This window comes from Pseudomonas cuatrocienegasensis, from assembly GCF_900110925.1.
Classification (GTDB): Bacteria; Pseudomonadota; Gammaproteobacteria; order Pseudomonadales; family Pseudomonadaceae; genus Aquipseudomonas; species Aquipseudomonas cuatrocienegasensis.
Genome location: NZ_FOFP01000023.1, coordinates 1 through 21176, shown reverse-complemented (window position 1 = coordinate 21176; position 21176 = coordinate 1). Strand labels below are relative to the sequence as shown.

At 63.9% G+C, this 21176-nt stretch carries 18 protein-coding genes and 1 tRNA gene; 6 read left to right on the top strand and 13 right to left on the bottom strand.

Annotated features, from left to right (window positions below):
- Nucleotides 1-86 precede the first annotated feature (86 nt).
- The 4 genes from ngg to BMW49_RS22025 all read left to right on the top strand — a co-directional run bounded on the left by ngg (nucleotide 87) and on the right by BMW49_RS22025 (nucleotide 6267).
- Nucleotides 87-1835, top strand: coding sequence for an N-acetylglutaminylglutamine synthetase (gene ngg, locus BMW49_RS22040; RefSeq protein ID WP_069522010.1), 1749 nt, complete (start codon nucleotides 87-89; stop codon nucleotides 1833-1835).
- A 33-nt stretch (nucleotides 1836-1868) separates the two neighbouring features.
- The gene (locus tag BMW49_RS22035) at nucleotides 1869-3059 is read left to right on the top strand and encodes an osmoprotectant NAGGN system M42 family peptidase (protein WP_069522009.1); all 1191 of its coding nucleotides are present in this window, start codon (nucleotides 1869-1871) and stop codon (nucleotides 3057-3059) included.
- Nucleotides 3060-3203: 144 nt separating this feature from the next.
- The gene (locus tag BMW49_RS22030; RefSeq protein ID WP_069522008.1) at nucleotides 3204-5951 is read left to right on the top strand and encodes a hybrid sensor histidine kinase/response regulator; all 2748 of its coding nucleotides are present in this window, start codon (nucleotides 3204-3206) and stop codon (nucleotides 5949-5951) included.
- Nucleotides 5952-6015: 64 nt separating this feature from the next.
- Nucleotides 6016-6267 carry a YheU family protein gene (locus BMW49_RS22025; RefSeq protein ID WP_069522007.1) on the top strand — a complete coding sequence of 84 codons (252 nt, stop codon included), beginning with the start codon at nucleotides 6016-6018 and terminating at the stop codon, nucleotides 6265-6267.
- A 277-nt stretch (nucleotides 6268-6544) separates the two neighbouring features.
- On the opposite strand, the gene BMW49_RS22020 is transcribed toward BMW49_RS22025, so the two are convergent.
- Nucleotides 6545-6621 (bottom strand) — tRNA-Val (locus BMW49_RS22020).
- Nucleotides 6622-6808: 187 nt separating this feature from the next.
- Between BMW49_RS22020 and BMW49_RS22015 the strand changes: the two genes are divergently transcribed.
- Entirely contained in the window at nucleotides 6809-8092 is a 1284-nt protein-coding gene (locus BMW49_RS22015) for an NAD(P)/FAD-dependent oxidoreductase (protein ID WP_069522006.1), read from the top strand.
- Nucleotides 8093-8271: 179 nt separating this feature from the next.
- Here the strand turns inward: BMW49_RS22015 and BMW49_RS22010 are convergent, their stop codons facing one another.
- The 11 genes from BMW49_RS22010 to BMW49_RS21960 form a co-directional block, all read right to left on the bottom strand.
- The gene (locus BMW49_RS22010; RefSeq protein WP_069522005.1) at nucleotides 8272-9234 is read right to left on the bottom strand and encodes a PA2778 family cysteine peptidase; all 963 of its coding nucleotides are present in this window, start codon (nucleotides 9232-9234) and stop codon (nucleotides 8272-8274) included.
- The gene (locus tag BMW49_RS22005) at nucleotides 9219-9620 is read right to left on the bottom strand and encodes a PA2779 family protein (RefSeq protein WP_069522004.1); all 402 of its coding nucleotides are present in this window, start codon (nucleotides 9618-9620) and stop codon (nucleotides 9219-9221) included. The genes BMW49_RS22010 and BMW49_RS22005 overlap by 16 nt, the downstream gene beginning before the upstream one ends.
- Before the next feature lie 218 nt (nucleotides 9621-9838).
- Nucleotides 9839-11584 (bottom strand): PAS domain-containing hybrid sensor histidine kinase/response regulator, encoded by a 1746-nt coding sequence (locus tag BMW49_RS22000; RefSeq protein WP_069522002.1) that lies wholly within the window; start codon nucleotides 11582-11584, stop codon nucleotides 9839-9841.
- Nucleotides 11568-12731, bottom strand: coding sequence for an alcohol dehydrogenase-like regulatory protein ErcA (ercA, locus tag BMW49_RS21995; RefSeq protein WP_069522000.1), 1164 nt, complete (start codon nucleotides 12729-12731; stop codon nucleotides 11568-11570). The genes BMW49_RS22000 and ercA overlap by 17 nt, the downstream gene beginning before the upstream one ends.
- Before the next feature lie 273 nt (nucleotides 12732-13004).
- Nucleotides 13005-14918 carry an alpha/beta hydrolase family protein gene (locus BMW49_RS21990; protein WP_069521998.1) on the bottom strand — a complete coding sequence of 638 codons (1914 nt, stop codon included), beginning with the start codon at nucleotides 14916-14918 and terminating at the stop codon, nucleotides 13005-13007.
- Nucleotides 14906-16060 carry a pyrroloquinoline quinone biosynthesis protein PqqE gene (gene pqqE, locus BMW49_RS21985; RefSeq protein WP_069521996.1) on the bottom strand — a complete coding sequence of 385 codons (1155 nt, stop codon included), beginning with the start codon at nucleotides 16058-16060 and terminating at the stop codon, nucleotides 14906-14908. Before pqqE ends, BMW49_RS21990 begins: the two co-directional genes overlap by 13 nt.
- A complete protein-coding gene (gene pqqD / locus BMW49_RS21980) occupies nucleotides 16032-16310 on the bottom strand; it encodes a pyrroloquinoline quinone biosynthesis peptide chaperone PqqD (RefSeq protein ID WP_069521995.1) in 279 nt (92 codons plus the stop codon). Before pqqD ends, pqqE begins: the two co-directional genes overlap by 29 nt.
- Nucleotides 16311-16395: 85 nt before the next feature.
- Nucleotides 16396-17148 (bottom strand): pyrroloquinoline-quinone synthase PqqC, encoded by a 753-nt coding sequence (gene pqqC, locus BMW49_RS21975; RefSeq protein ID WP_069521992.1) that lies wholly within the window; start codon nucleotides 17146-17148, stop codon nucleotides 16396-16398.
- A 27-nt stretch (nucleotides 17149-17175) separates the two neighbouring features.
- Nucleotides 17176-18090 (bottom strand): pyrroloquinoline quinone biosynthesis protein PqqB, encoded by a 915-nt coding sequence (pqqB, locus tag BMW49_RS21970; protein ID WP_069521991.1) that lies wholly within the window; start codon nucleotides 18088-18090, stop codon nucleotides 17176-17178.
- 58 nt (nucleotides 18091-18148) lie between these two features.
- On the bottom strand, nucleotides 18149-18220 hold the full coding sequence (gene pqqA, locus BMW49_RS21965; protein ID WP_003253598.1) for a pyrroloquinoline quinone precursor peptide PqqA: 72 nt from the start codon (nucleotides 18218-18220) through the stop codon (nucleotides 18149-18151).
- Nucleotides 18221-18546: 326 nt separating this feature from the next.
- A complete protein-coding gene (locus BMW49_RS21960; protein ID WP_069521989.1) occupies nucleotides 18547-19332 on the bottom strand; it encodes an EAL domain-containing protein in 786 nt (261 codons plus the stop codon).
- A gap of 488 nt (nucleotides 19333-19820) precedes the next feature.
- On the opposite strand from BMW49_RS21960, the gene BMW49_RS21955 reads away from it, so the two are divergent.
- Entirely contained in the window at nucleotides 19821-20846 is a 1026-nt protein-coding gene (locus BMW49_RS21955; protein WP_069521987.1) for an AraC family transcriptional regulator, read from the top strand.
- Nucleotides 20847-21056: 210 nt separating this feature from the next.
- Here the strand turns inward: BMW49_RS21955 and BMW49_RS25230 are convergent.
- Nucleotides 21057-21176 (bottom strand): hypothetical protein (locus tag BMW49_RS25230; protein ID WP_244168394.1); only part of this gene is annotated, 120 nt, incomplete at its 5' end.

The window sequence follows — 21176 nt, the reverse complement described above, 5'->3', positions numbered from 1 at the left end:
GTAACGGCGCCGGCCCAGGATGGTCAGGTGAATAACCCCGACCCGAAATACTCCGGGCCATACGGTTACCAAGGAAGCCTTTTGACATGCGATCCTCTGCCTTCAATCAACGCCTGCTACGCGGCCAAGCACCCTCCTACGAGCGCCTGCAGGCGCGTTTCGCCGAGGAAGGCGGCGCCGATACGCGACCACCGCGCGTGGTGCATTGTGGCTGGGGCCGGCTGCTGATCGGGCATACCTTTCCCGATGCCGCCGAGCTGGCCCGCCAGCTTCTCACCGAGCGTCCCGGCGAGCGCGACATCGCCCTGTACGTGGCCGCGCCGCAGCTGGTGCTGGCCCAGGCGCCGCAGCAACTGTTCCTCGATCCCTCCGACACCCTGCGCCTGTGGTTCAGCGATTACCGCCCGGCCCAACGGGTGTTTCGCGGCTACCGCATTCGCCGCGCGCAGAACGAGCAGGACTGGCAGGCCATCAACACCCTGTACCAGATGCGCGGCATGCTGCCCATCGACCCGGCGCGCCTCACCCCACGCCACGAAGGCGGCCCGGTGTACTGGCTGGCCGAGGACGAAGACAGCGGCGCGGTGATCGGCAGCGTTATGGGCCTCAACCACCACAAGGCCTACCAGGACCCGGAAAACGGCAGCAGCCTCTGGTGCCTGGCCGTCGACCCACGCTGCTCGCGCCCTGGCGTGGGCGAGGTGCTGGTACGCCACCTGATCGAACACTTTATGAGCCGCGGCCTGAGCTACCTCGACCTGTCGGTGCTGCACGACAACCACCAGGCCAAGGGGCTCTACGCCAAGCTGGGTTTTCGTGAGCTGCAGACCTTTATGGTCAAGCGCAAGAACGGCATCAACGAAAACCTGTTTCTCGGCCCCGGCCCAGGCGCCGAGCTCAACCCCTACGCACGGATCATCGTCGATGAAGCGCGGCGCCGGGGCATTGAGGTGCAAGTCGACGACGCCGAGGCGGGGTTATTCACCCTCAACCATGGTGGGCGGCGTATTCGCTGCCGTGAATCGCTCTGCGACCTGACCAGCGCGGTGAGCATGACCCTGTGCCAGGACAAACGCCTGACCCACCGCACCCTCGCCCGCGCCGGCCTCAGCCTGCCGGCGCAGCGCCTGGCCGGTAATGCCGAAGAGAACGCGGCCTTTCTCGCCGAACACCAGCGCGTGGTGGTCAAGCCGGTGGACGGCGAACAGGGCCAAGGCGTTTCCGTGGACCTGAGCACGCCTGCCGAAGTCCAGGCCGCTATCGAGCGCGCCCAGCCCTTCGACAACCGTGTGCTGCTGGAAAGCTTCCACGAGGGCTACGACCTGCGCATTCTGGTGATCGGCTATGAAGTGGTGGCCGCGGCAATCCGTCGGCCGGCCGAAGTGGTCGGCGACGGACGCCACAGCATCGGCGACCTGATCGACGCCCAGAGCCGCCGCCGCCAGGCCGCCACCGACGGCGAAAGCCGCATCCCCAAGGACGCCGAAACCCTGCGCACCCTGCACGCCGCGGGCGTCGATTACGACAGCGTGCTGCCCGCCGGCACGCGCCTGGCCGTGCGCAAGACCGCCAACCTGCACACCGGCGGTTGCCTGGAAGACGTCACCGCGATCCTCCATCCCGTGCTCGCCGACGCCGCCATCAAAGCGGCCCGCGCCCTGGACATTCCCGTGGTCGGCCTGGACCTGTTGGTGCCGGCCGCCGACCAGCCCGAGCACGTGTTTATCGAAGCCAACGAACGCGCCGGCCTGGCCAACCACGAGCCGCAGCCCACCGCCGAACGCTTTATCGACCTGCTGTTCCCGCTTAGCCAGGAAATCAACCAGGGGCCTTGAGCGCCCCTGTTTCTCGACCTGCCAGGAGACTTCATGACCTCGCTACCCGAACCCGATCTCGACTACCTGAAGAAAGTGCTGCTGGAAATGCTCGCCATTCCCAGCCCGACGGGGTTCACCGATACCATCGTGCGCTACGTCGCCGAACGCCTGGAAGAACTGGGCATTCCCTTTGAAATGACCCGCCGTGGCACCATTCGCGCCACCCTCAAGGGCCGCCGCGCCAGCCCCGACCGCGCAGTCTCGGCGCACCTGGACACCATTGGCGCCATGGTCCGCGAGATTCAGGACAACGGCCGCCTGAGCCTGACCCCCATCGGCTGCTGGTCCAGCCGCTTCGCCGAAGGCAGCCGCGTCAGCGTGTTCAGCGACCACAGCGTGCAACGCGGCAGCGTTCTGCCCTTGATGGCTTCCGGGCATGCGTTCAACACCGCGGTGGATGAGCTGCCGGTGACCTGGGACCATGTCGAGCTGCGCCTCGACGCCCTAACCGCCAGCCGTGCCGACAGCGAGATGCTGGGCATCTCGGTGGGGGATTTCGTCGCCTTCGACCCCCTGCCCGAGTTCACTGAGAGTGGCCATATCAGCGCGCGCCACCTCGACGACAAGGCCGGCGTCGCCGCCTTGCTCGCCGCACTCAAGGCCGTGGTCGACAGCGGCGAAGAACCGCCCATCGACTGCCACCCGCTGTTCACCATCACCGAAGAGGTCGGCTCCGGCGCCGCCGCCGCCCTGCCCTGGGACGTCAGCGAATTCGTCGGCATCGACATCGCCCCGGTCGCCCCCGGCCAGCGTTCCACCGAGCACACGGTGAGTGTGGCCATGCACGACTCCGGCGGCCCCTACGACTATCACCTGTCGCGCCAATTGCTGCGCCTGGCTGGGGAAAACGAGATTCCGGTACGCCGTGACCTGTTTCGCTACTACCACAGCGACGCGCAGTCGGCCGTCACTGCCGGCCACGACATCCGCACCGCACTGATCGCCTTCGGCTGCGATGCCACCCACGGCTACGAGCGCACCCATATCGACAGCCTGGCTGCACTCAGCCGCCTGCTCGGCGCTTACCTGCTCAGCCCGCCGGTATTCGCCAGCGACGCCAAACCGGAGACCGGCTCGCTGGAACGTTTTAGCCACCAGATCGAGCACGATGCGCAGATGGAAAGCGAGACCCGTGTCCCGACTGTGGAAAGCCTGCTCGGCCGTCGCGATCAGGAGACTTGAAGGCCTTTCGCCATCCGGGCACAGTAGCGGCAATAAAGCAGATGCTGAGCTAGCAGGTAGCGCAACCCGGGGAACGCCCCCTCGCGCTACCGCCGCGTCTGCTGGCACGCACAAGCAGTGCGCGGCGAGAAAAGGGGTTCAGGGATGCGGCATCTGTGGGCGGCTGTGCTACTGATCTGGCTGAGCGGCCCAGCCTGGGCGCTTACGCCTGCAGTGCTGGACAACAGCGACACCCGCCTGGCCCTGGGGCCTGCGATGGGGTATCTGGAAGACCGCGAAGGGCGCCTGACCATTGAGCAGGTCGCCGCAGTGCCGGATTCGCAATTCACCGCCGTCCATGCCAACCATGCCAACCTGGGTAAAAACAGCTCGACCTGGTGGTTCAAGGTGCACCTGGACAATCGTCTGCAAGACGCGCTGGCCGGCTACCTGGAAGTCAATTACCCCCTGCTCGATCACCTGCAAATCTACCAGCAAGGTCGCGATGGCCAGTGGCAGATGCAGGAAAGCGGCGACCGCTATGCCTTCTCCCAGCGCCCGGTGCAGGTGCGTAACTTCTGGTTCCCACTGAGCCTGGCGCCCGGCGAAAGCACCCTGCTGATCCGCGTGGAAAGCACCAGTACGCTGTTCGTGCCGCTGTACTTCAGCAGCTACAAGGCCAGCGCCGAGGTGCAGGAAAACCTCATGGGCATCAACGGCGCCTTCTACGGCGTGCTGTTCGCGATGTTCTGCTACAACCTGTTCCTGTTCATCTCACTGCGCGAACCCGCGTACTTCTGGTACCTGGTGTACAACTTCAACATCGGCCTGTTCGCCGCCAGCTTCGACGGCATGCTGTTCAAACTGCTGCCCGATCACCTCGGCCTGCAGTCGATCAGCATCTACATCCTGATGTACCTGCACTGCCTCAGCGCCACCCAGTTCAGCCGCCATTTTCTCCATACCCGCCAGTATTTCCCGCGCTTGGACATGGCCTTGCGGGTATTTATGCTGGCGACCGTCGCCTGCCTGATTTCCTTACCGCTGGTGGGCCTGCAGACCTGGAACATTCTCGCCAGCCTTACGGTGCTGGCGGTCTCCAGCCTGCTGTTGCTGGCCGGCGCCTACGTCTGGCGCCAGGGCCTGCGCTACGGCTCCTACTACATCATCGCCTGGGGCATTCTGCTCGGCTCGTTCATGATCGCCACCTTCGGCTCCCTGGGTATCGAGCTGTTTGGCCTGTATGGCGCTGCGGTGGTCAAAGTGGGGGTGACCGTCGAGCTGATCACCCTGTCCATCGGCCTGGCCGACCGCATCAACCTGCTCAAGGAAGAAGGCTTTCAGTCACGCCGCGCGGCGGAGCAGGCAGAGATCGAGAACCAGGCCAAGAGCCGCTTTTTGGCCAAGATGAGCCACGAGATCCGCACCCCACTCAATGGCGTGCTGGGCATGCTGCAACTGCTCAGGGAAACGCCGCTGGACCGCAGCCAGCGGTTCTACGTCGACACCATCTCCAGCTCCGGCAGCTCGCTGATCGCAGTGATCAACGACATCCTCGACTACGCCCGCATCGAGTCCGGCAAGCTGCAGCTCGAACATATCGAATTCGACCTCGAAGCCCTTATCTCCGAAGCCCTCAGCCTGTTCACCGGCCAGGCTCTGGACAAGCGCCTGCGTCTCTATGTGAGCCTGGAAAACGGCGTGCCGCAGCGCATGCAGGGTGACCCGACACGCCTCAAGCAGGTCCTGATGAACCTGCTCAGCAACAGCCTGAAGTTCACCGCCGAAGGCCACGTGGTGATCAATGTCTGCCGGCGTAACGATGCACAAGGCAACGCGCGCCTGGTGTTCGCCGTCAGCGACAGCGGCATCGGCATCAGCGATGAAGGTCTGGAGCAGCTGTTCGAGTCATTCGCCCAGGGGGACTCCAGCACCACCCGGCGCTACGGCGGCAGCGGTCTGGGCCTGGCCATCAGCAAGGAGCTGGTGGAAATGATGGGCGGGCATATCGAGGTGCAGAGCACGCCCGGCCAAGGCACGCGCTTCGCCTTCGACCTGCCGCTGGACGACAGCGATACACCCATCGACCCGCTCAATACCCTGCTCAAAGGTCGCACGGCCCTGCTCACCTCCCTCGACGGGCTTGGCCTGGATGCCCTCAGCCGCCTGTTCGGCCGTTGGGGCATGCACACCGAACGCTGCCAAACCCCGGAGCGCCTGCTCGACTACCTGGCCGATTACGCCACCCCGCCGCTGCTGGTGCTGATGGCGCCCTGGCCGGGCAGTGTCGCGCAGTGGCTCGATACCTTGCGCCCGCGGCTTGAACCTGGGCAGCGGATATTACTGCTGTGCCCGCCGGAACACTGCCAGCAATCCCACGCCCATCCCGACCTGCGCCTGGTGAGCCTGGCGCAACCGGTGCCGGTGACCGCGCTACGCGATGCGCTGGGCGAACTCTACGAGGACCATCCTGTGCTTCAACCCAACCCGCCGCGGGAAATCCGCAGCGACGGCAACGCCGCCCCGTGCATCCTGGTCGCCGAAGACAATGCGGTGAATCAGCTGGTGGTGCAGGGCTTTCTGAAGAAGCGTGGTTATGGCGTGCGCCTGGTGGTCAACGGCGTCGATGCCGTGGCCGAATACCAGCGCCAGCCGAACGCCTATCACCTGGTGCTGATGGACTGTGAAATGCCGGAAATGGACGGTTTCGAAGCCACTCGGCAGATACGCCGCCTGGAACGCCAGCACGGCTGGCCGGCGATCCCTATCGTCGCCCTGACCGCACACATCCTCGACGAGCACCGCCAGCACGGCCTCGCCGCCGGCATGGATGACTTCCTCGGCAAACCGCTGGACAGCGCCCGTCTGTATCAGTTGCTTGAGCACTACCTCAAGGACAGCGATAGCCTCTAAAGGACACCTGGCCAGCACGCGGCACAGGCGTTAGCATCGCCGCTGCGTTCTGGAGACCGACCCCGTGCTGATTCCCGCCCACCTGCTCGAAGCCGACACCCTCACCCGCCTGATCGAAGACTTCGTCACCCGCGAGGGCACCGACAATGGCGACGAAACCCCGCTGGAAACCCGCGTGCTGCGCGTGCGCCGCGCCCTGGATAAAAATGAAGCGGTGATCGTTTTCGATCCCGAAAGCCAGCAATGCCAACTGGCGCTCAAACGCGACGTGCCACGCGAGTGGCTCGATGCCCTGAAAGACCTGCAGGACAGCTAGGGCCAAAGAAAAGGCTCTGTCCCAGTACCCTGTTGCACGGCGACGATGCTTTTGTGGGAGCCGCGCCCCGCGGCGAATGCCATGGACAACGCCGAAATAGCTGAATGGCTGCAATCGCTTCGCCCCGAGGCGGCGCTCCTACGCGTGTTCGCGTCGTTCACCCTGGTGCTGCGTAATAGCTTGCACGGGATGCAACACGATTTTGGGACATCGGCAAAGAAAAAGGGCAACCCTTGCGGGTTGCCCTTTTGCGTGCCGCGAACAGCGGCTTTCGATTTGGTAGGCACAATTGGATTCGAACCAACGACCCCCACCATGTCAAGGTGGTGCTCTAACCAACTGAGCTATGTGCCTTCGATGGGTGCGCATTTTACGGGGAGATAAAAAAGAGTCAACCTCTTTTTTGCAGCTAACTGCCTGAATAACGGAAATTTTTATGTCCGCCGCAAGCCCTGTGGTTTTTGCATGCGGCACTAGCCGGGCATTTTCAACTCGGGTAGCATCCGGGCAATCGTAAAAAATAAAGAACAGAGGTTGCAAAATGGCGCACACCGCATACCCACAGTCCTATTACGCCGCGTCCGCTAACCCCGCACCTGAGCGCCCGCCCCTGGCCGGCGAAGTGGAGACCGATGTGTGCATCGTCGGCGCGGGCTATACTGGCCTGTCGACGGCTATTTCGCTGCTGGAAAATGGCTTCAAGGTCACCCTGGTCGAAGCAGCCAAGGTCGGCTTTGGCGCATCCGGGCGCAATGGCGGGCAAATCGTCAACAGCTACAGCCGCGACATCGATGTGATCGAACGCAGCGTTGGCGCGCAGCAGGCCAAGTTGCTCGGCGATATGGCCTTCGAGGGTGGGCGGATCATCCGTGAGCGCATTGCTACCTATAACATCCAGTGCGACCTCAAGGATGGTGGCGTCTTCGCCGCCAACACCTCCAAGCACCTCAAGCACCTGGAAGCGCAGAAAAAACTCTGGGAACGCTATGGCCATACCCAGCTGGAACTGATGGATGCCGCGCGCATCCGCGAAGTGGTCGCCAGCGACAGCTATGTCGGCGGCATGCTGGACATGAGCGGCGGGCATATCCACCCGCTCAACCTGGCCCTGGGTGAGGCGGCAGCGGTCGAGTCCCTCGGTGGGGTGATTTACGAACAATCGCCGGCGGTGCGCATCGAGCGCGGCGCTAACCCGGTCGTACACACACCCAACGGTCGGGTCAAAGCCAAGTTCGTGGTGATTGCCGGCAACGCCTACCTGGGCAACCTGGTGCCTGAGCTGGCAGCCAAATCCATGCCCTGTGGGACTCAGGTAATCACCACCGAGCCGCTGTCCGAGGCGCTGGCCAACACCCTGCTGCCGCAGGACTACTGCGTCGAAGACTGTAACTACCTGCTCGACTACTACCGGCTTTCCGGCGACAAGCGCCTGATCTTCGGCGGTGGTGTGGTCTATGGCGCCCGGGACCCGGCGAACATCGAGGCGATCATCCGACCGAAGATGCTCAGGGCCTTCCCCCAGCTCAAGGACGTGAAAATCGATTACGCCTGGACCGGCAACTTCCTGCTGACGCTGTCGCGCCTGCCCCAGGTCGGCCGCCTGGGCGACAACATCTACTACTCGCAAGGTTGCAGCGGCCACGGCGTGACCTACACCCACCTGGCCGGCAAAATCCTCGGCGAAGCCCTGCGTGGGCAGGCCGAGCGTTTCGACGCGTTCGCCAACCTGCCGCACTACCCCTTCCCGGGCGGACGCCTGCTGCAAGTGCCATTCAGCGCAATGGGCGCCTGGTACTACAGCTTGCGCGACAAGCTCGGTTTCTAGTCGCAATTGAGTGTTGCATGGAGACGAACGAGTAGGGTGCGCCGCGCACACCAAGAGTCTGCAGCCTGCGCCGGTGCGCACGGCGCACCCTACGGCTCCAGCGTTAAGCCCACACAAAACGAGGGTATCTTCATGAAAAACGGCGCCCAATGGCGCCGTTTTTCATACTAGGGCGGCGCTTACTGCACTGGGCAACGAGCTGCCAAGGTGCACTGAGCGTTACCCTGCCCTGCAGCCGCCTTGGCAAAACGGCTGTCTTGCGGGGCCAGCGCCTGGGCGCAGCGTTGCGCCTGGGCAGCGGCAACCGCGCAGCCGCGCTCATCGAGCACCTGCGCATAGTTGAACCAGCCCGAGGCAAAATCCGGCTGCGCTGCCACGCTTTTTCCCAGCGAGGCTTCGGCCGCTTGTTTGTCACCCGCGGCGTATTGGCGATTGCCCAGGGCGAACCAGGCCGTGGCATTGCCTGGCCACTGCTTGACCGCAGTGCGGTAAGCCCGCAACGCGGCATCGACGCGCCCGGTTTCCTCAAGATCACTGGCAGCCTTGAGCCAAGTCTGCGCATCCGCTGCAGCGGGCAGGGTATCGGTCGGCAGGGTCAGCACGGCCCAACGCTTGCCCCGCGCCCAGGTGCGGTCGAAGGTCGAGAACGCAGTGACTTCGCGACGGGTCGTGCCCGAGCGCAGAATCAGCGTGCGTTCGCGCTGGTCATAACCGACCACCACGGCGAAATGCCACATGGGGTACCAGTCCAGCGCCAGGTTCTGCAGCACCAGCACCGGATTGCCGGCAGCGACCTGCTCCAGCACGGCTTCGAGCTTCGGCTGCAGCGGGTATACCAGCATGTCGTGGCTGCGCGCCGCAGCGACCATCTCGACCTGCAGGCTGCCCTCACGACCCGGTATAAATACCTGGTCCTTGAGCAACCCAGGGCTGGTGACCACACCGCGCTGATTGAGCATGGTCGACAGCGCCGCCGGGCCGCACTGGTACGCACTCTGGGGGAAGAAAGGCACGCTGCTCAGCTCGACCCGCTCAGGCAAACGCGAAGTCTCCGGTGGCAACACCGGAGACTTCGCGCAGGCGGTCAGCAGTACAGCGAACAGCAATGGCAGGTAACGCAGGTCGATCAACGATTTATGCATTTCACGAAACTGAAGACATTAGTCGCGCAGAGCATATCGGTGATGATGAAGATAACCAAGAACAACACGATCACGCCCAACACCCCGGCACCAGCCGGTGCTTCGGACAGCTGTTGGTTGAACTGTGCCAGTTCGGCGTTGGTCAGGCTGTTGATGCGGGTTTCGATCTGATCACGCTCAACCCCCATGGCCTGCAGTTTGTCCTGCACGCCCTGGTCATCGAGCATGCTCAGCAGTTGCTGGCGATCGACCTGCTCCTGCTGGGCGTTGATCACTTCGGCGGTGCCAACCATCGCCGCATTGGCCATCGGCACCTGAACGACCATCAGTACGTGGAATACCGCGAGCATGGCAGCGAGACGGCGGAACATCGATTGTTTTTGCATGGTGAGGTTCTCCTGATTGACCTCACCTAGACCGCTGCACAGGGCCCCGGGTTCAACAAAAACATAGCCATAGGCCAGTGCTGTGACGCCCTCTAGCGTCGCAACACGAGTCATCTGTCGCTTTCTGTAGGCGCTGTAGGAGCGAATTTATTCGCGATAGATCTTGAAAGCGCTGAAAGCATCGCGGCTAAAGCGGAGCGGAGCGCCGCCCGGCCCCACTAAGTCTCGACCAGCATCTGACTAAGCACGGCGCGCAGCTTGCCCGGCTTGACCGGCTTGTTCAGCAGCGGCATGCCCATACGCTGCAATTCACCGCGGCAGCTGTCACTGCGGTCGGCGGTGATCATCACCGCCGGGACGCGCACGGCGAAATGCTCGCGCAGATAAGCCACCACCTCACAACCATGCACACCATGCTCAAGGTGGAAGTCGGCGAGGATCACATCGGGCGCACGTCCCTGTAGCGCCTGCAGCGCGGTGGCCTGGTCGGGCGCGCAGACCACCTCGCAGCCCCACTGCTCGAGCAGCGCCGCCATGCTGTGCAGGATGCTCGGTTCGTTATCCAGCACCAGCACCCGGCGGCCGGGTAAGGGGTCGCCTACTGGCGCTGCGGGCAAGGCTCGGATGACCGGGCGCGTACCGGGCTCGCAGGCCAGCGGCACGCGGATGCTGAACAGCGAACCGCGCCCCGGCTGCGAGCGCACGCTGAGCGGATAGCCGAGGATCCGCGCGATCCGATCGACGATGGCCAGGCCCAGCCCCACGCCCTTGCGCGCGGTCGAATGGCCAATATCCAACTGATTGAACTCCAGAAAGATATCGCCCATCTGGTGCTGGGCAATGCCGCGCCCAGTGTCCCAGACCTGCAGCTCCAGGCTGTCGCCGCGTTTGCGCGCACCGAGCAGCACGCCGCCCTGTTCGGTGTAGCGGCAGGCGTTGCTGAGGAAATTGCGCAGGATACGGGTCAGCAGGCGAAAGTCCGTGCGCAGCGCATAGGGCCCCAGGCGGACGCGCAAGCCCAGGCCGGCGGCCTCGGCGACCGGCTGAAACTCCGAGGCCAGCGGCGCCAGCAGCTCGTCCAGGGTGTAGACATCCACATCCGGTTTGATCGCCGCCTGGTCCAGGCGAGCGATGTCGAGCAAGTCGGTGAGCAGGTCTTCGGCACCCTCCAGGGCCTGGTGGCTGCGCTCGACCAGGGTTTGCTCCGCCGTCGGTAACGCCCGTTCGCGCAGGGTGGAGATCAGCAGGCGAGCGGCATTCAGCGGCTGCAGCAAGTCGTGGCTGGCTGCCGCCAGGTACTTGTCCTTGCTGCGGTTGGCCTCTTCGGCGGCATCACGCGCCTCGCGCAGCGCCTGCTCGATGCGGGCGCGCTCGACGATCTGCCGCTGCAGGTTGGCATTGACCTCCTGCAGTTCGGCGGTGCGCGCACTGACCCGTGCCTCAAGTTCCTCATTGAGCAGCACCAGACGCTGCTGGGCCTGTTTGCGCTCGGTGATATCGGCGACGAACCCCTCGAACACGCCCTCCTGATCGGGCTTGAGCAGCAGGTTCATCATCACCTCGATGATCCGCCCATCCTTGCGCCGCAAACGCGTTTCATAGGCAAACAGCCCCGGCCCATCGCGCAGGGCACTGCGGATATGTTGCAGCTCGGCCTCGCCACCGACCACCAGATCACGGGCCAGATCGGTAAGCGACCAGAGCACCTCGCGCGGGTCCTCGTAGCCGAGCATGCGCGCCAGGGCCGGGTTGGCGGCGAGCAAACCTTCGCGCACGCTGGCCTGGAAGATGCCATGCACGGCGTGCTCGAACAGCCACTTGTAGCGGTTACGCTCGGTTTCCAGCTCCTCCAGGCGCGCCAGCAGTTCCGGGTAATGGCTCTTGCGCGCCGAGTGGCTGCCCAGCCCGAGCAGATTGTTCAGCGCTTCGCGCTGGCTGGCGCCGGCGTCAGAGGGCCTCGGCATAGACAACCTCGACATCGCGCTGACTGGACTCACGCGGATTGGTCAGGATGCACGGGTCTTCCATGGCGTGGGCCGAGAGGAACGGAATATCACTCATCGACACGCCATGCAGCTTGAGGGTTTCGTGGAAGCCGACGGCCTGCTTGAAGGTCACCAGGTGGTCGACCAGGCGCTGGCGCACCTGCAGGTGGTTGAGGCCGCGCACGTCGATGCCCAGGGTCTCGGCCACATGACGAAAGCGCTCGGGGGCTGCGTTGTAGTTAAAGGCCACCACATGCTCGACCAGTGCGGCGTTGCACATGCCGTGGGGCAGGTCGAGAAAGCCGCCCAGGCTGTGGCTCATGGCATGTACGGCACCGAGAATGGCATTGGAGAACGCCAGGCCGGCCTGCATGCTGCCGAGCATGATCTTCTCGCGCAGGACAATGTCGTGGGGGTTGGCAATCATCTGCACCAGATTGCCGTTGATCAGGCGCATCGCTTCCAGTGCATGGGTATCGGTCAGCGGGCCGCTGCCGGTGGAGACGAAGGCCTCGATGGCATGCACCAGCGCATCGATGCCGGTACAGGCAGACAGGAAAGGGTCCATGCTCAGGGTGGTTTCCGGGTCGATCAGCGAGACATCCGGCACGACCGCCTTGCTGACGATGGAGAACTTCATCCGCTCCTGCTGGTTGGAGATGATCACGAACTGCGAGACATCCGCCGAGGTGCCGGCCGTGGTGGGGATCAGGATCAGCGGCGGGCTGGGCACGCGGATGGTGTCGACGCCCTCGAACTCGAGAATATTGCGGCCGTGGGCAACCACGATGCCGATGCCCTTGGCGCAGTCCATCGGGCTGCCGCCGCCGATGGCGACGATCACGTTGCAGTTGTTGGCTCGGTAGATCTCGGCGCCGAGCATCACCTCCTCGACCCGTGGGTTGGGCGAAACCTGGGTGTAGACGCAGTAGTCGATGCCCTGCCCCTGCAGGCTACGCTCGACATCACCTAGCCAACCGGCAGCGGCGACACCAGGATCCGAGACCACCAGCACCTTGCGTGCGCCGAAGGTGCTGGCGTAGTTGGCGACGTTATGCCGGCAGCCGGCACCAAAGATGATTTCGGGCGAGACGAACTTGCGCAGTTGGCTCAAGGCTTGGCTCATGGAAGCGCCTGTTTCTTGTTGTTATCGAATGTCGCCAGCGTACTGCATCGGCGCCCTAATGCAATTGCACCAAGGGCGAACAGGGCTTGCGGGCCTGGCCATGTCCCTATTGCATCGGGATAAACCACCGAACACCCGTAGAAGCCCCGCCCCGGGGCGAATCGATTGCAGCCTTTGCGCTACATCAGCGTTGTCCACGGCATTCGCCGCGGGGCGCGGCGCCTACAAAAGCATCGTTGCCGTGCAACCCAGCACTGGGAAATGGCCACAGGCTTACCCCAGGCATTGCCGATAGAACGCCAGCTCGGCGTTCAGGGCCGCAGCCAGGTTCGCGGCCTGGCGGAAGCCGTGGCGCTCGTCGGCGAACAGGTGATAGGCGACCGGCACACCGCGCTGGCGTAATGCCTCGACCATGGCTTCGGTCTGGCTCGGCACGACCACGGCATCCAGCGCGCCCTGGAAGAAAATCACCGGCACTGTGATCCGTTCGGCCTGCAGCACGGGGCTGCGGTGCTGGTAGCGCTCGGCATCGCGCTCGGGGTCACCGATCAGCCAATCCAGATAATCCGCCTCGAACTTATGGGTCAGCCGGCGCAGCGCCAGCGGGTCACTGACCCCATAGAGACTGGCGCCACCGCGCAATTGCGGCAGCTCGGCCAACGCCCGCAGTGCGCTGAAGCCACCGGCACTCGCCCCGCGGACAAACACCCGCTGCGGATCGATGCGCTGGCTGGCTGCAAGCGTATCGATGGCAGCGCCAATGTCCGCCACCTCCAGCGCGCCCCACTGCCCGGCCAACCGCAGGCGATAGGCACGGCCATAGCCGCTGCTGCCGCGGTAGTTGAGGTCAAGCACGGCGTAGCCGCGCAGGGTCCAGAAGGCAATACGCGGGTCGAACACCGGGTAACAGGCCGAGGTCGGCCCACCGTGCAGAAAGATCACCAGCGGCGGACGTGCTTGAGCTGAAACCGGGGCGTAGAAAAAACCGTGGCAGCGCTCCCCCTCGCCCACCTCACAGCTCAAGGGCTCGGGGCGCGACAGATGCTGCTCGGACAAGGGCTGTTCACCGCCAGCCAGTATGCTGACCAGCCCATCGTCCCTGCTGATCGCCAGCACTGCAGGCAGGCGATCCGGCGCAGCCGCGATGCAGTAGAAATATTCGCTATCGGCAGCCAGGCTGCGCAAACGCGTAAACCCTTCGGCCAACCGCCTCTCTGCGTAGGGTGACGCGGGGCCGCCTAGGTTGTGCGCACCAATGGCTTCGGCCGCCAGAGAGTCGGTGCGCACGGCCTGGGCGGCCCCGCAACACCCTACGTCCAGCAGTACGCCGACACCCTGTTTGAAGCGGCTCAGCAGCAACTGGTCTCCCAGCGGCAGATAGGTTCGACCGCCCAGCTGCCAGGGCGCCGGCGCGTGATCGTAGGGAGCACCGCACGCCTGGGTGTCATCATCGACGCACGCGGGCTGCCACCAACCGGCCTTGTCGCTCAATACCCACAAGCGGTTGTGCGGGTCGAAACGCGGCTGCTGCAGGGATTGTTCGCCCGCCTGCCCGGCCAGCACCCGGCTGCGCTGGCCCGACTCGCGCTGACACAGGCGCGTGGCGACCCAGGGTTGGCTGGGGCGATCCCACTCGATCCAGACCAGGCGCTGGCCGTCAGCATCGGCCACAGGCGCAGCATAGAAATCAGCGCCCTCGACCAGGACGTCGCGCTTGCCATTAAGGCCAATGCGCACCAGACGGTGCACCACCGAACCGGCCTCGTGGCTTTCCTCAACGGCCAGTAGCGCCTGCCAGGCGGGCACGAAGGACAGATCGCCATACCGGCAGTGAGGCGAATCGCTAAGCTGGTAGGGTGCGCTGTGCGCACCGCCGTCTGCGTCGATGTCGATGCGATAGATCTGCTGATCACCTTCATTGACAAAGGCCACGCCCTGATCGGTGGCACAGCAGGCACCGCCACCGTATTCATAAACCCGGTTGCGTACGGAGAATCCTGATGGCGTGAGTTCGCTCACGACACCGTCACGCCAGAAGAACAACCCACAGCGCGCCTGCTGCGGGTCGAACGCCACCCAGAGCACGCCGCCATGGGCCGCGTGCAGCTCGGCGAAGTCGGCACTGGCCGCGGCGGCCTGCTCGGCGCTCCAGATCAGCTCGGGGTCGGCGCACCCTACGCTTTGCATATGATTCGCGAGGCCTTGTCGTTGCGGTACTGCAGGTCGCCCAGGCCCAGCGGCGCTTCATCGGCTTGCTGGCGGGCGGCGAGAATCACGCCATGGTGCGCCGACTTGCTGCATACCGGGTCGGCATTACTGGCATCGCCGGTGAGCATAAAGGCCTGGCAGCGACAGCCGCCGAGGTCCTTGTGCTTCTCGTCGCAGCTGCGGCACGGCTCGGGCATCCAGTCATCACCGCGAAAGCGGTTGAAACCGAAGGAATGCCGCCAGATATGCTCGATGCTGTGCTCACGCACATTGGGAAACTGCACCGGCAACTGCCGCGCGCTGTGGCACGGCAGTGCGGTGCCGTCGGGGGTGATGTCAAGAAACAGATTGCCCCAGCCATTCATGCAGGCCTTGGGGCGCTCCTCGTAGTAGTCAGGGGTGACGAAGATCAGCTTGCACGGGTTATTCTCGGCGGCCAGCTTGTCGCGCCACTGGTGGGTGATGCGCTCAGCCCGCTCAAGCTGGGCGCGGGTCGGCAGCAGGCCGGCACGGTTGAGTTCGGCCCAACCGTAGAACTGGCAGGTGGCGAGCTCGACGAAGTCGGCCTCCAGCTCCAGGCACAGCTCGATGATCCGTTCGATATTGTCGATGTTGTGCCGGTGGGTGACGAAGTTGAGCACCATCGGGTAGCCGTGGGCCTTGACCGCCCGGGCCATGGCCAGCTTGTGGGCGAAAGCCTTCTTCGAGCCGGCGAGCAGGTTGTTCACCTCCTCGTCGGCAGCCTGGAAGCTGATCTGAATATGGTCCAGGCCGGCTTCGGCAAACTCGGCGATGCGCGCTTCGGTGAGGCCAATGCCGGAGGTGATCAGGTTGGTGTAGTAACCCAGATCGCGAGCGGCCTTGATCAGCTCGGCCAGGTCCTGGCGCACCAGCGGCTCGCCACCGGAAAAGCCCAGCTGCGCCGCGCCCAGCCCACGGGCCTGACGGAACACCTCGATCCACTCGGCGGTGCTCAGCTCGGCGCCTTGCTGGGCGAAATCCAGGGGGTTGGAGCAGTACGGGCACTGCAGCGGACATCGATAAGTCAGCTCCGCCAATAACCACAACGGCGGCCCCGCTTCGTGGCCCGGCTTAGCGAAGCTCGATCCAGAACTGAGCACTGGCGACCTCCATAAAGGCAAGAATGTCTTCGTCGATACCGGGCGCATCGGGAAAGCGCTCACGCAGTGCAACGATGATCTGGCCGACGCTACGGCTACCGTCGATCTGCTGAAAAATCTCGCTGGCGCTGTCGTTGAGCTTGATCATGCCTTCCGGGTAGAGCAGCACATGGCAGTTCTGCACCGGCTCGAATTGCAGGCGGAAACCGCGGCGGATGACGGGCACCTTGGGCAGAATGGCGGTTGTCATGGTTTAGGTTTCCTCATGGTGCGCACGGCGCACCCTATGCGGGATGCTGCCGTAGGGTGCGCCGTACGCACCAATGGCCTAGACCTCACAGCGCGATCCCTCGATGCCAGACACGCTCGGCCGTCACCGTGTGATACGGCGGGCGCTGCAGTTCATAGGCCATGCTCATGGCATCGAGCATGCTCCACAGCACATCGAGCTTGAACTGCAGGATCTGCAGCATGCGCTCCTGGGCTTCGCGGCTGCGGTAATGTTCGAGGGTAATGCGCAGGCCATGCTCCACGTCGCGTCGCGCCTGGCTCAGGCGAGTGCGGAAATAGTCGTAGCCGCCGGCATCGATCCAGGGGTAATGCTGCGGCCAGGCGTCGAGCCGCGACTGGTGGATCTGCGGAGCAAAGAGTTCGGTCAGCGAGCTGCTGGCCGCCTCCTGCCAGCTGGCGCGGCGGGCGAAGTTGACGTAGGCATCGACGGCGAACCGCACCCCCGGTAGCACCAGCTCCTGGGACAAAATCTGCTCACGCCCCAGACCCACGGCCTCGCCCAGGCGCAGCCAGGCCTCGATACCGCCCGCCTCGCCCGGCGCACCATCGTGATCGAGGATGCGCTGGACCCACTCACGGCGAGTGTCGCGGTCCGGGCAGTTGGCCAGGATCGCGGCATCCTTGAGCGGAATGTTCACCTGATAATAGAAGCGGTTGGCCACCCAGCCCTGGATCTGCTCACGGCTGGCGCGCCCTTCGTACATGGCGCGATGGAACGGGTGGTGGATGTGATACAGCGCGCCCTTGGCGCGTAGCGCCTGCTCGAACTCGGCAGGGCTCATGGCGGGTTGGCTCATCAGGACTCCCGGTGCGCACGGCGCACCCTACAAAACGATGTGCATGCCATCGAACGCGACCTCGATACCGTGCGCCGTCAGTTCGGCGCGCTCGGCAGAGTCGGCATCCAGGATCGGGTTGGTGTTGTTGATATGGATAAGGACCTTGCGTGCAGACGGCAGGCCATCGAGCACCTCGATCATGCCGCCGGGGCCGCTCTGGCACAGGTGGCCCATCTCGCTGCCGAGCTTGTCGCCGACCTCGCACACGCGCATTTCGTCATCGCGCCATAGCGTGCCATCGACCAGCAGGCAGTCGGCGCGGCGCATCCAGGCCAGCAGCGGCTCATCGACTTGCCCCAGGCCAGGCGCGTAGAACAGCGTAGCGCCGCTGCGGCGATCCTCGACGAACAGGCCGATGTTGTCGCCTGGGTGCGGGTTGCCACGGTGCGGCGAATACGGCGGTGCGCTGCTGCGCAGAGGGATCGCGGTGATCGCCAGGTTCGCGCAGCCGGGGATGCTGAAGGCCTCGCCATCCAGGTCAATCCGTTTGTGCTGCAGACCACCATTCCAGTGGCTGAGCATAGTGAACAGGGGAAAGCCACTAGTCAGGTCCTGGTGCACCATCTCGCTGCACCAGACCTGATGCGGGCAGCCCTCGCGCAAGGTCAGCAAACCGGTGGTGTGATCGATCTGGCTGTCGAGCAGGATGATCCCGGCGATCGCGCTGTCGCGCAGGTGCCGCGCCGGATTGAGGGCGGGAAAGGCTTCGATCTGCACACGGATGTCCGGCGAGGCGTTGCACAGAATCCAGTCCTGGCCGTTGTCACTGAGGGCAATCGACGACTGCGTGCGCGGCTCTGCCCGTACGCTGCCATCGCGCAGGCCACGGCAGTTGCGGCAATTGCAGTTCCATTGGGGGAAGCCACCGCCAGCGGCGGAGCCGAGAATCTTAATGTACATAGGCCCGTCCGACGGGGATGCCAAGTGGGATGCCCCGGCAATGCCGGGGCAAAACGGCTCAACGATTGGCGAAGTACATGGTCACTTCAAAACCAATACGCAGGTCGGTAAACGCAGGTTTCGTCCACATGGCACAGTCCTCTTTTTATCGACGCCGGCACATGCCGGCAACTCCATTAAGCCCCCGCCAGGCAGTTGGCCAAATGGTACTTTGGGAGTAAACCGGGCTGGCATTGGTCGGTAACGCGTGACAGGCCTGTCAGTCAGCGAATCGCCAACCGCAGGCTGTAGCGGACGCACCAATGCCGGTGGGTTAGCGATGCGCACCCGTGCAATAAACAGCGGGTTGCTGGTGCGCACCGCTTACCCTACGGGCACCGGCTATCCCCTCTTACTTGGGGCACAGTCGATGGAAAAGGTTCGGTGAAGATTTCAGCGTGGCGTTGCCGGGCGTCGCTAACCGGCAATCGGTAGGTTGTCCGCCAGCCCATCGGGGGTCGCGCTGGGGTGACCGAAGAGATAGCCCTGCCCCCATTCACCGCCGGCCCTGAGCACCAGTGCATGGTCGCCAATGGTTTCGATCCCCTCGACCACCACTACCGGCGCCAGGGTGCGACAGAGCCCGACCAGGTGCTCCAGGGTTTTCTCCGACAACGCCTGGTCACGGGCACGGCGCACATAACCCTGGTCGACCTTGATGATGTCCGGCTGGCATTTCTGGATGAACTCCAGGGTGCCAAAGCCTGAACCGAAATCGTCGACCGCCACCCGACAACCAACGCCCTGCAGGCGTCGCACAAAGTCCACCGCATGGGCGATATTGGAGAACGCCGTGCTCTCGGTAATCTCGATGATCAAGCGGGCGGCCAGTTGCGGCGCAGCGGCGAGCGTTGCCAGGGTGCGCTCCCAGCCTTCATCGAAGGTCGCACTCTGAGCAGAGATGTTACAGCCCAGGTGCAGGTCGGGGTTGGCCTGGAGCGTTGCGATCAGGTGCTGAACCACGCAATGGTCCAGATGACGCATCACCCCGTAGTCCTCCAGCAGGCTGAACGGGTTGAAGCCCAATACGCTGTTGCAATAGCGCAACAGGCCTTCGCCGTAGAGCGGCTGCAAGGCCTGTGTGGAAACCACGGGCTGGTAGTGCAAAAGAAACTGACCGCGCTGCAGTTCGGCGTAAAAAAAGCGAATGCGCTTGTGCTCAACGCACTCGTCGGCAGAGGGATGACGGAAATTGGTCAGCATGGGGGAACATCCTTGAGGGGCACACTGCTGGGGTCTGTTGCCATTTCGTTCGTGGCTTGCGACGAAACGGCAACAGACCCTAGTGTCGCAACACAGGTCATCTGTCGCGCTCTGTAGGAGCGAAGGGGGCGCCTAGCCTTTATTCGCGATATATCTTGAATGCGCTACAGCAGTCGCGGCTAAAGCGGAGCGCCGCCCGGCCCCTCCAACGTGACCTGAGATTGACCGACATTTGATTCGTGTCGCGACACCAGGGCTGCAAAGAGATAGAAGCAGCGCCATCAACAAAAGAGCAGTGGCCGAAATACAGCACCGAGGCGGACATAACGTAAAGGCGAAGCCTAGGGGCGAAGCCAGCGCTTGAGAAGTGTCCTCAGACCCCAGTTAGCGGTCCCGACGTACTGCGGGGCAGCGCTGGCAAACCGGCAATAGGCGAGTTCCCAGGCCTGCCCTTACCATTCTCGCCCCCGCCATCACCCAGAGTCGCCATGTACACACTGTCGCCCGCCTGCCTGCAACTCATGACCCAAGCCCTGTTAAACCAGGGTATTAACCTGCAGGCACTGCTGAGCAAGGCTGACGAGGGGCTGCTCAGCGCCCTGGCCGAGGGCAGTCCCGTCAGGCTGGCGAGCGTCTACCCACTGCTGGATCACGCCACGGCACTGGCACAAAACCCGGATATTGGCCTAAGCGCTTATGCCCACGCACACCCCAGCACCCTCGGGGCGCAATGCTATGCCGTGCTGTCCAGCCCAACCCTGGGCGCAGCGCTGCAGTGCATGGTCGATCACCATGTGCTCGTCACCAATGGCTCGCAACTGCTGTTGGAACAAACCGATACGTACGTGCGCCTGCTCGGCATCGAGACCATGACGAGCGGAGGCAACGCACCGCGTACCTTCCTCGATATGGGCCACGCCCTCATCCTGGGGCTGATCCACTGGCTGTGGCCGTATAAGAAAGTCATGCCGCTGGAAGTGGCGTTCAGCTACCCACGGCCGGCGGACACCCGCCAACTGCAAGCGCTGTTCGGCAGCAACCTGGTGTTTGCCGCACCGCATAACAGCATGACCTTCAGCCTCGACATCAATCGCCTGGCCCTGCCCACGGCAAACCCGATACTGCACGCCCAGCACCAGGAATACCTGCGGACCTGTGTTCAGGAAGCGCTGAACGGCTCCCTCGCTGCCCGGACACGGCGCACCCTGGCCGAACAGCTCGCCCTGGGCTTTCCCTGCAGCCTGGACAGCACCGCCCGACTGTTGGCGATCAGCCCGCGCAGCCTGCAGAACGGCCTGGAGCGCGAACAGCTCACCTACAGTGCATTGCAGGATGAAGCACGCCTCAAGGCCGCCCACGGCCTGCTGTGCCACACCGCCAGGCCACTCAAATACATCGCTGCAACCCTGGGTTTTCGCGAGCCGAGCAGCTTCCACAAGGCCTGCCTGCGTTGGTTCGGCATGCCGCCGATGCGCTACCGCCGTTATGCCGGCAGCGCGCCGACGCCTCCATAAGCATTCGCGGCTAAAGCCGCTCCTAGCGTGCGTGGGCTTCTTGGGCAGACAGGCGGGTGAATAAAAAACGCGGCCGAAGCCGCGTCGCGAAACCCATGTGCTGCCGCCCACTGCGGCCTTGCAGAACCGCCGGCAAATCTCACCCGCAGGTGGCGTTCGCAGCCGAGAGCGGCGGCCTGGAGCACGGCACGCCGCGGGTATACAGCCTGATCAGAAGAAGCCCAGCGGGTTGATATCGTAGCTGATCAGCAGATTCTTGGTCTGCTGATAGTGGTCGAGCATCATCTTGTGGGTCTCACGCCCGACCCCGGACTTTTTGTAGCCGCCAAA

Bases quoted from the DNA above. Each gene is read 5' to 3' on its own strand.
- BMW49_RS22015 (WP_069522006.1), top strand. From the start codon at position 6,809: ATGGCGCACACCGCATACCCACAGTCCTATTACGCCGCGTCCGCTAAC.
- BMW49_RS21955 (WP_069521987.1), top strand. From the start codon at position 19,821: ATGTACACACTGTCGCCCGCCTGCCTGCAACTCATGACCCAAGCCCTG.
- pqqD (WP_069521995.1), bottom strand. From the start codon at position 16,310: ATGACAACCGCCATTCTGCCCAAGGTGCCCGTCATCCGCCGCGGTTTC.
- ngg (WP_069522010.1), top strand. From the start codon at position 87: ATGCGATCCTCTGCCTTCAATCAACGCCTGCTACGCGGCCAAGCACCC.
- BMW49_RS22005 (WP_069522004.1), bottom strand. From the start codon at position 9,620: ATGCAAAAACAATCGATGTTCCGCCGTCTCGCTGCCATGCTCGCGGTA.
- pqqB (WP_069521991.1), bottom strand. From the start codon at position 18,090: ATGTACATTAAGATTCTCGGCTCCGCCGCTGGCGGTGGCTTCCCCCAA.
- BMW49_RS22000 (WP_069522002.1), bottom strand. From the start codon at position 11,584: ATGCCGAGGCCCTCTGACGCCGGCGCCAGCCAGCGCGAAGCGCTGAAC.
- BMW49_RS22030 (WP_069522008.1), top strand. From the start codon at position 3,204: ATGCGGCATCTGTGGGCGGCTGTGCTACTGATCTGGCTGAGCGGCCCA.
- BMW49_RS21990 (WP_069521998.1), bottom strand. From the start codon at position 14,918: ATGCAAAGCGTAGGGTGCGCCGACCCCGAGCTGATCTGGAGCGCCGAG.
- BMW49_RS22010 (WP_069522005.1), bottom strand. From the start codon at position 9,234: ATGCATAAATCGTTGATCGACCTGCGTTACCTGCCATTGCTGTTCGCT.
- pqqC (WP_069521992.1), bottom strand. From the start codon at position 17,148: ATGAGCCAACCCGCCATGAGCCCTGCCGAGTTCGAGCAGGCGCTACGC.
- BMW49_RS22035 (WP_069522009.1), top strand. From the start codon at position 1,869: ATGACCTCGCTACCCGAACCCGATCTCGACTACCTGAAGAAAGTGCTG.
- ercA (WP_069522000.1), bottom strand. From the start codon at position 12,731: ATGAGCCAAGCCTTGAGCCAACTGCGCAAGTTCGTCTCGCCCGAAATC.
- BMW49_RS21960 (WP_069521989.1), bottom strand. From the start codon at position 19,332: ATGCTGACCAATTTCCGTCATCCCTCTGCCGACGAGTGCGTTGAGCAC.